Genomic DNA, 11,686 nt, shown 5'->3' with positions numbered 1-11,686 from the left:
CATGAATTGCCAATGGTTTGACTGATAGTATTAAGCTTTTAGTGGCTTCGGCTTTAGCTTAAAATTAAAAAGAAACAGTATTTCGGGATTCTTTTTAATTGGGTGATTTTTTACACATGCTATAAAAAAACTGGTAGGTACTGGTATATATTATAGAATAACTGTTATATTTTTGAATTTGTAAAAATGAAATCAAAAGTTTACGTGAACTGAGTTTTTAAGAAGTCAGACACAATTAGGAAAAAAAAGGGTTAAATATTATAGATTATTTACAAATATTAATATAGTCTAAGAAGATTTGGATAATGTAATAAATGAAAAGAGAAGCGGCATGAATTGCCTTAATACATAAAACTAAAATGGATATAATTATAATGATGAAAACAATGTGGAGCAAAAGTAGGAAGCTACAGAAATCGAAAGGAATCACCATTTTTGGGAACATGAAGAAAACAAGAATGGCGATTGTTGTCTTGTTAGTATCAGTAAATATTTTTGCGCAGCTGCCTGCCGAACTGCAAAATCCTGAAATTGTTTCCTTGAATCGAATGCCAATGCGAAATAGCGCTTTTGGTTTCGAAAATATGGATAAAGCTAAACAATACGACAGGGAAAAGTCGGCTAACTTTTTTTCATTAAACGGGAGTTGGAAATTTAATTGGGTACAAGACCCGAACCAGCGTCCTCAAAATTTTTTCGAACTTGCTTACGATGATACCAAATGGACGGATTTTCGCATACCAGCCAGTTGGGAAGTGAATGGTTATGGTTTACCAATTTATGTGAACCAGCCGTATGATTTTGCCGGTCATAATTTGCGTTATGCAAAAATGAATCCGCCATTCGATATTCCTGCTAATAACAATCCCGTAGGTTCTTATCGCAAAAAAATTAATTTGCCTGCCAATTGGAAAGGGAAACAGGTTTTTATTCATGTAGGTAACGCAAAATCGTGTCTGTTTGTGTGGGTAAACGGAAAGAAAGTAGGGTATAGTGAAGATAGTAAGTTGGCCGCCGAATTTGACATTACAAAATTTGTCAAAGCTGGGGAGAATTTAATCGCTTTTCAAGTATACCGTTGGAGTGACGCCAGTTATTTAGAGTGTCAGGATATGTTCCGTTTTTCAGGGATTGAAAGAGATGTTTTTTTATATGCCACTGAGAAATTGAATATCCGCGACACAAAAATTATCAGCACACTCGATGATACGTATACCAATGGATTACTTAGTATTAATACAGAAATCACCAGTTACAAAACCGAAAAAGGATTATACAGCAAAAAAGACAGCCTAACGGTTGAAGTAAGCTTGGAAGATGCCAAAGGAAATGTTATTTATCAAGACAAAACTAAGGATTTTAAAACCATATTAGGAAAGTATAAAACGAATGTTGAATTTCAAACCACTATAAAAAACGTCCAAAAATGGACCGCGGAAACGCCTTATTTGTATCGTTTGTACATTACTTTAAAAGATGCTAAAGGAGTAGTGAAGGAAGTAGTGCCACTTCGTATTGGTTTCAAAAAAATTGAAATTAAAGGAACTGATTTTTTAGTTAATGGTAAACGGGTTTTCATAAAAGGGGTTAACCGACATGAGCATCATCCTACAAACGGACACACGCTCAGCAAGGAAGATATGAGAAAGGACATGGAGATGATGAAGAAACTGAATGTCAATGCCGTTCGTCATTCGCATTATCCGCCGGATCCATATTGGATGGAACTTTGCGACGAATTTGGTTTGTATGTTGTTGATGAAGCTAATATTGAATCACATGGTTTGGGATATGATTTAGATGTAACACTGGCTAACAATCCGCTGTGGAAAGAATCACATCTGCAACGTATTCAACGCATGTATGAAAGAGACAAAAATCATGCAAGTGTGGTGACTTGGTCTTTAGGAAACGAAGCGGGTGATGGAACTAATTTTTATGCAGCATACGATTGGTTGAGAAAGGAAACGACTTTGCCAATTCAGTATGAAAGGGACATTAATTATGAGAAACCGAATGATACTCATTATTCAGAGATTTTTTGTCCGCAATATATGTCTCCGGATGATTTGTTGAAATATTCAAAAAGTGACGCCAGAATACCAAATATCCAAAGTGAATATGCCCACATTATGGGGAATAGTTTGGGGAATTTCCAAGATTATTGGGATGTTGTAGAAAACAACCCTAAACTACAAGGAGGATTTATTTGGGAATGGATTGACCAATCTATTGATACGGTTAAGAACGGCAAACGAATTAAGGCGTACGGTGGAGATTTTCCATTAGAAGGGCCAGTTGACGAAAATTTAAGCGATAACAACTTCTGTGTAAAAGGAGTGGTTACGGCATACCGTGAAATTACACCAATGGCTTTGGAAGTGAAAAAAGCGCACCAAAACATTAAAACAAAATTCGTTGGAAACAACACTATCACAGTTAAAAACGGTTTTTTCTTTAAAAACCTGGATAATGTGATGATGCGTTGGGTATTAATGGAGAATGGAATTGCCAAAGAGAACGGTATCATTCATACAATTTCATTAGAGCCACAATCTGAAAAGGAATTTAAAATGGCCATCAAAACGGTTCAAAAAACTGATAAAGAATACCAGTTGAATGTGTATTATTCTCTAAAAACCGAAGAGCCTTTCTTACCTAAACAATATGAAATCGCTGTTGAGCAGTTGATATTGAAAACACTTCCGGCAACTGTTTTTACACCGAGTTCAAAAAAAGTTTTGCAATTAAAAGAGACGAAAGAACAGTGTACTATTTCAGGAGACAAATTTGAAGTTATTTTTGATTTGAAAAAAGGAATTTTGTCAAGTTATAGTGTCCAAGGCGAGCAGTTTATAGATCAAGGGCCAAAACCTTCATTTTGGAGAGCTCCAACAGACAATGACGTAGGTGCCGGATTTAATACGAGCTTAAGAAAATGGAGAAATGCGTATGATAATGGTACCGAAATGCAAGCTCTTGTTTCAAAGAATACTGACGCTTCAGTACTGGTAAAATTTATAACGAAATTGGTTGACGGAGAAGCTTCTCACCAACAACTATTTACGGTTTACGGCGATGGAAGCATAAAAGTTGATAATGAATTTACTGCCATCAAAGGGGAAAATCCTTTATTGTTGAGAGCAGGAAACGATTTGGTTATCAATAAAAATTTCAATACAATCAATTGGTATGGTCGTGGTCCGGGTGAGAATTATTGGGACAGAAAAACAAATGCTTTCATCGGTCAATTCAAACAATCGGTTGGGGAACAATATTATCCCTATGCCAGACCTCAAGAAAGTGGTAACAAAACAGAAGTGCGCTGGGTAAGTTTCAGTAATACAAAGGGAAGAAAAATACAATTTGCATTTGTAGATAATTTATTGAGTTTTTCGGCCTTGCCTTATAACTTGGATGATTTAGATCCTGAAGCTCAAAAGAAACAATACCATAGCGGGGAACTCAATAAAAGGAACGAAATCTACCTGCACATGGACTTACAACAAACTGGTTTACAAGGAATGGATAGCTGGGGCGCCTGGCCAATGGAAAAATACAGAGTTCCATTTAAAAATTACAGCTACAGCTATTGGATGAAATTTGAATAATAAATTAGTACCAAAAAAGAGGAAGGAAATGCTATATTTTCTCCTCTTTTTGTTTTTTAGTAATAAGGAGGCAGTCACATATTTTTAATAAAGTCAAAAAAGGAGTTTTATAGTAATAAGGCCTGTTCGGATATCCTGAAAATAGCCTCAAAAAAATAATTGATGAAATACATGATATCATATTGAAAACATTAGAAGACGATTGCATTAAAAGAAATCAAAAAAGCACCACGATAAGAAATATTTTTTTAATACTGTTATCCGTATTCAATTGTTTAATTGTTCATTCACAAACAGTTATGGAGGAAATTATTATGCAAACAAAAAATACGGCATTGGTATACAGGGTGAATACTAAAAAGCAATTGTCACAGCTATATTTTGGTTCATCATTGCTATTTCGGGATGATTACAAAAAAATGGTCACTCCAGCGGGAGATGCTTTTACGACTGGCGGTCTAAATTATGTAAGAGATCCGGCCATTCAGGTAACGCATGCGGATGGAAACCCTTCGCTGCAATTACAATATGTAAAGCATACGCTAGAAAAAACAGATGATAATGTAAGCACAACCCATATTATTTTAAAAGATCCCGTTTATCCGTTTGAATTGACCCTGCATATTAAAACTTATGCAAAGGAGGACGTAATGGAACAATGGACCACCATAGTGCACAAAGAAAAAAAGGCGGTACTGTTGAACCAATATTCATCAGCGGCCTTGCAATTAAAAGGGGATAAATATTGGCTAAGCCATTTTTTTGGCGATTGGGCCAATGAAATGCGAATGGAGGAAGTGCAATTACCCGAAGGCATCAAAACAATCGAGTCGAAATTAGGTGCAAGAGCGACCAATTTCGATCTTCCGTCGTTCATGCTATCTATCAATAAACCTGCTGAAGAAGAAACTGGTGAAGTCTTGGCGGGTACATTGGCATGGAGCGGGAATTATCGTTTGTTGTTTGAAAACATACGCTATAGCGAAGATGTAGATCATTTGTTGCAGATTAATTCTGGCATCAATCCATATGCTTCAACTTATACTTTGCAGCCTAACGAAACCTTTACTACGCCCGCTTTTATTTATACGTATACTGCAAAAGGAAAAGGTCAGGCCAGTCGCAATCTTCATAGCTGGGCTTTGAATTATGGAATATGGAAAGGAAAACAACAGCGACAAACCTTGTTAAATAATTGGGAAGCCACTTATTTTAATTTTGACCAAAATAAATTGGTAAACCTTTTTGATGATGCCAAAAAGTTAGGGGTTGATCTGTTCTTGTTGGATGATGGTTGGTTTGGTAATAAATATCCACGCAATAATGACGATGCTGGTTTGGGAGATTGGGACGTGAATAAAACCAAATTGCCTGATGGTATCGGATATTTGGTGAAAGAAGCTGAGAAAAAAGGGGTGAAGTTTGGCATTTGGGTCGAGCCCGAAATGGTGAACCCTAAAAGTGAACTGTATGAAAAACATCCGGACTGGGTTTTAAAATTATCCAATCGCGACGAAAATTTACGACGCACACAATTGGTATTGGATCTTAGCAATCCGGAAGTGCAGCAGCATGTATTTGATGTGGTTAATAATCTGATGAAGCAGAATCCCAATATTGCTTATATTAAATGGGATTGCAACCGTTACATGACCAATGTGTATTCTCCTTATCTGAAAAGCAAACAAGCTAATTTGTACGTGGATTATGCGAATGGGCTCTATAATGTATTAAAAAGAATAAGAGCTAATTATCCCGATCTAGAAATGATGTGGTGCAGCGGTGGTGGTGGCCGCGCCGAATATGGCGGCCTGAAATACATGCAGGAGTTCTGGCCGAGTGATAACACTGATGGGCTGAGTCGTATTTTTATTCAATGGGGGTATTCTTATTTCTTTCCGGCGGCGGCAGTTTGTGCCCATGTTACATCATGGGGCAATCAATCCATTAAATTCAGAACCGATGTGGCCATGATGGGTAAACTTGGTTTTGATATTCAGCTAAGTCATCTCAAAGATGACGAATTGAACTATTGTAAACAAGCTGTTCAAAATTATAAACATTTGCAGGCCGTTATTGGTTATGGTGAAGTATATCGATTAGTGGCGCCATACGATAATTTGGCGGCTTCATTGATGTATGTGGATGAAGCAAAGAAAAAATCAGTGTTGTTTGCTTTTTCGTTGCATCCAAAGCATGGAGATATTTTTCCAAAACTTCAATTGAAAGGGCTGGATCCTGCAAAGAAATATGTAGTGAAAGAAATAAATTTGATGGATGAAACCAAACCCCAATTCAAGCAAAACGGACAAACATTCAGTGGTGATTATTTAATGAAAGTCGGACTGGATTGGTATATGCAACAATCCTTAAAAAGTTCCGTATTGGAAATAAATGAAACGGAGTAAAATAAATTTATAAAACAAGGATGTATAATAATTAAGACATGCAATTAACAAAACCACTCAGAAATAGTTTTAACCTGATGAAGTTTTTAAAACCTTTAAATAAGTATTGAAATGAAAATAAGTTTCACCTTTTTATTGTTCTCTTTAATCTTTGGATGGACTTCTCAGGCGCAACAAATTTCGACTCAACCCAAAATTAATGGACCAAGGTTATATGGAGCCAGCCCAGGGAAAGAATTTATGTACACTATTCCGGCCAGTGGCGCAAGACCTATCGAGTTTGAGGTGAAGAATTTGCCCAAAGGAGTCGGGATTAATAAGTCGAACGGAGTTATTTCAGGAACCATAAAAAAAGCGGGCGAATATACCATTGAATTAGAAGCCCAAAACAAATTTGGGAAGGTTTCAAAATTATTTACATTGGTTATTGGCGATAAGTTGGCATTAACACCACCAATGGGATGGAGCAGTTGGTATAGTTTTGGACGCAATGTAACCTTAGCTAAAGTAATCCGTTCTGCCGAAATCATGAAAGAGAAAGGCTTACAGAATTACGGCTGGAGTGTTGTTGAGATTGATGATCCTTGGACCAATCAGCCCAATAAAAATGATTCCGTATGGAGACAACTTAAATCAGGAGCGAAAGAAGTATACGGATATTATGAAGGGCCAGATAATCTTCCCGAAAGGCAAGGAGAAATGAGGAGTTCAAAAGGAGAGTTGTTACCCAATACTTTTTTTGCAAACATAAAAAAATTCCCATCCATCATGCACGAAATGGGTTTTAAGGCTGGTATTTACAGTTCACCGGGACCGTTAACCTGTGCGGGTGTAGCAGGCAGTTATGGCTATGAATTGGTTGATGCCAAGTTTTTTGCTGACAATGGGTTTGATTATTTAAAATACGATTGGTGCAGTTATGGTTCTTTTGCCAAAAGTAATTCGAAAGAAGAATTGATTAAGCCTTACCGTAAAATGTCAGATGCTTTGAAACTCCAAAAAAGAGATGTCATCCATGCTCTTTGTCAGTATGGGATGGGAAATGTTTGGGAATGGGGTGATGAAAGTGGTGGACAGCTTTGGCGTACCGGAGATGATGTACACGACACCTGGGAATCAGTGCGGAATGCTTTTAAAAAACTATCCGATAAATCAGCTTTTGTGAAACCGGGTAATTGGAATGATCCCGATATATTGCAGGTGGGAGCAGTAGGAGCGCAGAGTTCCGGCAAGGCAGGAAAGAATCGTTTGACATTTGAGGAACAAAAAACGGTGATGAGTATGTGGTGTATGTTGAGTGCTCCTTTATTAATAGGTACTGACATGGAACAGCTCGATGATGCCACGCTCAGTTTATTGACCAACGAGGAAATTATCGCAGTAAACCAAGATGCATTAGGCAAAGCGGCTTCTTTGCTAACTACTTTAGATAACACGGAATTATGGGTAAAGCAGCTGGAAGACGGTAGTCTGGCGTTGGGATTATTAAACCTGTCGAATGAAACAATACAGTCGAAATTTCCTTTTTCCGCACTTCAATTGAAGGGGAAATACAAAATGCGCAATCTTTGGAAAAAAGAAGATTTAGGCATTTTTGAAAATGAATTTGAAACAAATATTCCGGCTCATGGAATAGTGATGTTGCAAATGTTAAAACAGGAGTAATACCATGTTTCCGTCATTTCGACGAAGGAGAAATAATACAGTCTGAATTACTTGATGTGATTTCTCCTTCGTCGAAATAACAAAATCACATTCTATAAGTGGTTTATTTTAAAAATGGTTGCCCTGAATAGTGATGTTTACAGCTTATTTTGAACCCTATTTTTTAGCATTTTTCTGTATTCTTTAGGAATGGCTCCTGTTCGTTTTTTTTTTTAATTATTAAAATTGGAAGCCACAAGATGTATTTATTAGGGTTGTAATTTAGGTTTTATTGCGAAATTAAAGCCTATCTCTACAAACTTTTTTTGACAAAAACATACTGAAACGCGTACGCTTTATAATTCAAGTAGTGTATTTATTCCGGTAAATTCTAAACTAAAATAGCATCACACTCATAAACCTGTCAGGAAATTAAATCTAAACTCCTATTGCAACTATTTTTAGCGGCAACCATAAAATATCTCTTGCATTTTTAATTAACCGACCCCGGCACACCTCTTTCAATTAATAATATGCATTTCAAAAAACGATTAAAACAGTTATTAAATTAATAATAACGTTTTCATTTGTATTTGAATATTTTATAAAAAATATGCTATACTAACAATTATTACACTTTTAAAAAGAAAATTCAAACAAAATAATTATTCAAAAAGCTGTCTAATAAATGCACAAAGTATAATAAAACAGATAAAATTATAACAATATGGATAAAATTTCCTTTGAAAATGGTAGTTATCACATGTTTTTTAAGTTTTTTTATACATTTCACTTTTATAATTTGGTTTTATGAAAACGTTTTTATAATATTGTCAAATAAACTAAACCAACCAACAAATTACAATGCATATGAAAAAAGATTTGAAATTGAAATGCCAACCGCCAGCAATACTATTTAAATGTTTGCTTGTTGGATTTCTGATGTTAGTTGCACCTGTATTTGCACAGAAGCAAGATAAAACAATTAGCGGAGTTGTGTCCGATGTAAACAAAATGGCGATTCCTGGGGTAACAGTTCTAGTAAAAGGAACTAAGGCTTCATCTATAACTGATCTTGATGGTAAATATCAAGTTGAAGCTTCAGGGGAAAATCCAATATTGGTATTCAGCTATATTGGATTTGAAAATAAAGAAATTGCAGCCGGAAACAAAAAACAAGTAAACATAACATTGAAAGAGAGTCTTTCTCAACTTAATGAAGTGGTAATCGTTGGATACGGAACCCAGAAAAAGGAAAACCTGACAGGCGCTGTTTCTACAGTGACTTCTAAAGCTATTCAAAATCGTCCCGTTACGAGTTTAGCAACGGCACTGCAAGGGACAGTTCCAGGGATGAATATAACACGAACAAGCGGACAACCTGGTAACGAAAATATAAACATTCAACTTCGTGGGGTGACTTCTGCTAATGGGAGTGTGAATCCTTTATTACTTATTGACGGCGTAGCTACTCCTTTGTTTAACTTGCAAACCATAAATCCCTCAGATGTAGAAACTATAAGTGTTTTAAAGGATGGAGCAGCGGCGGCAATTTACGGTGCACAAGCGGCCGGAGGTGTTATATTAGTAACAACAAAGAAAGGTAAAGAAGGTAAAACTGTGTTTGAGTATTCCACTCAGTTAGCGGGTCAAAAACCATTATATCTCCCGCAAAGGTTATCATTATTAGATGAAGCAAATATGTCTAATCTTGCACGAAAAAACAAAGGAGTTGGAGCTGAATACTCTCCGGCTGACTTAGAGAATATTAAAAATGGGGTGGAATACATATTGGATCCTACCGATCCTAACAAGTATATTTTTTACAATCAAAAAGATTTTACTCAGCAGATGGTAAGAGAACAATCATTTATCAAAACACATAATTTAAGCGCAAGTGGCGGTACTGCAAAAACAAATTATCTATTCTCTTTAGGGTATTTAGACCAAGAAGGAATGTTTAAAGTAGGTGAAGATCATTTTAGCCGTTTCAACTTACGCATGAATGTAGGAACAGATCTAACAAAGTACATTCACTTAGATTCAAACATATCGTACGCAGTGCATGACACCGACTCACCATCTGTCGATGTCAATGGTGCCGGATTGCTTTCTCAACTTTATAAAACAAGACTTCGATTCCCAATATTTACTCCCGAAGGACGTTTAAATGGTTTGGCCGGATCATCAGGAATTAATGCCTATGCAAACTTAACACAAGGAGGCTTTAACAAGCGTGTTATAGATGATCTTGACGGAACCTTTCAAATGACCATAAAAGATTTAGTTAAAGGACTTAAATTCAGAACAATTTATGGACGTAAACTAAGATCAGAAGACTCGGAGGCTTTTAGAAGAACTGTTGAATTATGGGGACGTACAAAACCGGTTTTTTATCTAAACAACCCAAACTCATATTCAATGAATCAAGGCGTATTGAAAACAGAGAATTTTCAATTCCTAACTGATTACAATCTTACAATAGCCGAAAACCACAAATTCGCTCTTTTAGGTGGTTACCAATGGGAAGATTATAGATTTTCTGGAGTTACTTCTGGCGCGACAAATTTAAAAAGTAACGATGCTCCATCTTTGAATTTAGGGGAAGAAACAACGAAAACAAATAGTCAAACTATTAACACCTATGCGAACCAATCGTATTTTGGACGTTTCAATTATAGTTATAAAGACAAATATCTTTTAGAAGCAACAATCAGGACAGATGAGAGTTCTCGTTTGGCACCGGGATTACGCAAAAAAGTATTTCCATCTGCTTCATTGGGTTGGAACATCCAAAAAGAAGAATGGTTTGATAATGGTTTGTCTTTTATTTCGGAACTTAAACCAAGGGTGTCTTGGGGACAATTAGGAAATGCACAAGGTATAGGTTTCTATGATTACCTAAATATGCTAAGCTCTGGTTCTAATTTGGTTTTAGGAGGTTCAGAGACTAAAACTTCTTACTTTTTTCAAAGTGCTATACCATCATCCAATCTATCTTGGGAAACGGTAGAAACATTCAATTATGGAGTTGATTTTGGGTTTTTCAAAAACAAGTTGACTGGTAGCTTTGATTATTACACAAAAGAAAATAAAAACATGTTAACTCCTTTGAGATTACCGGCAACTTTTGGTGTAGGCACACCAAAAATCAATAATGGGGTACTTCAATCCTGGGGTTGGGAATTAGCCGTAAACTACAGAGACAAAATAGGTAGTGATTTTAATTATGGTATTGGATTCAACCTATCCGACAATCAAAACAAACTAGTTGATTATGCTGGCGTTAGTGTAATTGGGATTGGAACAAATTCAATTATCGAAGGGTTCCCTTTGAATACAATTTGGGGATATAAAACTGCTTCTGGATATATTAACACTGCGGATCAATTAGCAACAACACCTGTTTATTCTACCCTTACAGGAGTGGGAGATATCGCCTATATTGATCAAAATAATGATGGAAAAATTAATGCTGGTAAAGGAACTGCAGCTGACCATGGTGACCTAGTGCAATTAGGTGAAGATCAACAACGCTATTTATTTGGAATTAATGGTAATGCAAATTGGAAAAACTTAGATTTTAGCTTTTTAATTCAAGGTGTTGGTAAAAGATCTTTTATGCCTAACTCAGAAATGATCACACCTTTTGCCGAATCATGGATTATGCCAATGGCTATTCACGCTGATTATTGGACACCTGAAAATCAGAATGCTGCTTTTCCAAGACCATTCCTAAACGGATATCACAATTATATCACTTCAGATAGATGGGTTTTGGATGCCGCATATGCAAGACTAAAAAATATCCAACTGGGTTATTCTTTACCAAAAAGCACCTTAGATAAAACATTTTTAAGCCGAATGAGATTCTATATTTCAGGAGAAAATATCGCCACTGTTTCTAACTTCGGAAAATTTAAAACGACTTTTGATCCAGAACAAAGAAATGGTATATATGCTGATTATCCAGTGTTTGGAACAGTTTCCTTTGGAGTAAATCTAACATTTTAATTTTTTTAA

General features: G+C 36.1%; 4 protein-coding genes. All 4 read left to right on the top strand.

Translation table 11 applies throughout. The features are described from left to right. Window positions 1-359 precede the first annotated feature (359 nt). The 4 genes from ACXX80_RS13600 (at window position 360) to ACXX80_RS13585 (ending at window position 11,677) form a co-directional block, all read left to right on the top strand. Complete coding sequence (locus ACXX80_RS13600) at window positions 360-3,611, top strand: glycoside hydrolase family 2 TIM barrel-domain containing protein (protein WP_458553660.1); 3,252 nt, start codon at window positions 360-362, stop codon at window positions 3,609-3,611. Window positions 3,612-3,910: 299 nt separating this feature from the next. Further along, window positions 3,911-6,019: an alpha-galactosidase gene (locus tag ACXX80_RS13595; protein WP_458553659.1), complete on the top strand. Its 2,109-nt coding sequence runs from the start codon at window positions 3,911-3,913 to the stop codon at window positions 6,017-6,019. A 111-nt stretch (window positions 6,020-6,130) separates the two neighbouring features. Continuing rightward, window positions 6,131-7,684 carry a putative Ig domain-containing protein gene (locus ACXX80_RS13590; RefSeq protein ID WP_458553658.1) on the top strand — a complete coding sequence of 518 codons (1,554 nt, stop codon included), beginning with the start codon at window positions 6,131-6,133 and terminating at the stop codon, window positions 7,682-7,684. Window positions 7,685-8,533: 849 nt separating this feature from the next. Then, complete coding sequence (locus ACXX80_RS13585; protein ID WP_458553657.1) at window positions 8,534-11,677, top strand: SusC/RagA family TonB-linked outer membrane protein; 3,144 nt, start codon at window positions 8,534-8,536, stop codon at window positions 11,675-11,677. The last annotated feature ends 9 nt before the right edge of the window (window positions 11,678-11,686 follow it).

Source organism: Flavobacterium sp. GNP002 (assembly GCF_054343795.1).
This window is presented reverse-complemented; position numbering and strand designations above follow the sequence as displayed.

What these genes read in the sequence shown, in the direction of transcription:
- ACXX80_RS13600 (WP_458553660.1), top strand. Translation starts at nt 360, where the DNA reads ATGGATATAATTATAATGATGAAAACAATGTGGAGCAAAAGTAGGAAG.
- ACXX80_RS13585 (WP_458553657.1), top strand. Translation starts at nt 8,534, where the DNA reads ATGAAAAAAGATTTGAAATTGAAATGCCAACCGCCAGCAATACTATTT.
- ACXX80_RS13590 (WP_458553658.1), top strand. Translation starts at nt 6,131, where the DNA reads ATGAAAATAAGTTTCACCTTTTTATTGTTCTCTTTAATCTTTGGATGG.
- ACXX80_RS13595 (WP_458553659.1), top strand. Translation starts at nt 3,911, where the DNA reads ATGGAGGAAATTATTATGCAAACAAAAAATACGGCATTGGTATACAGG.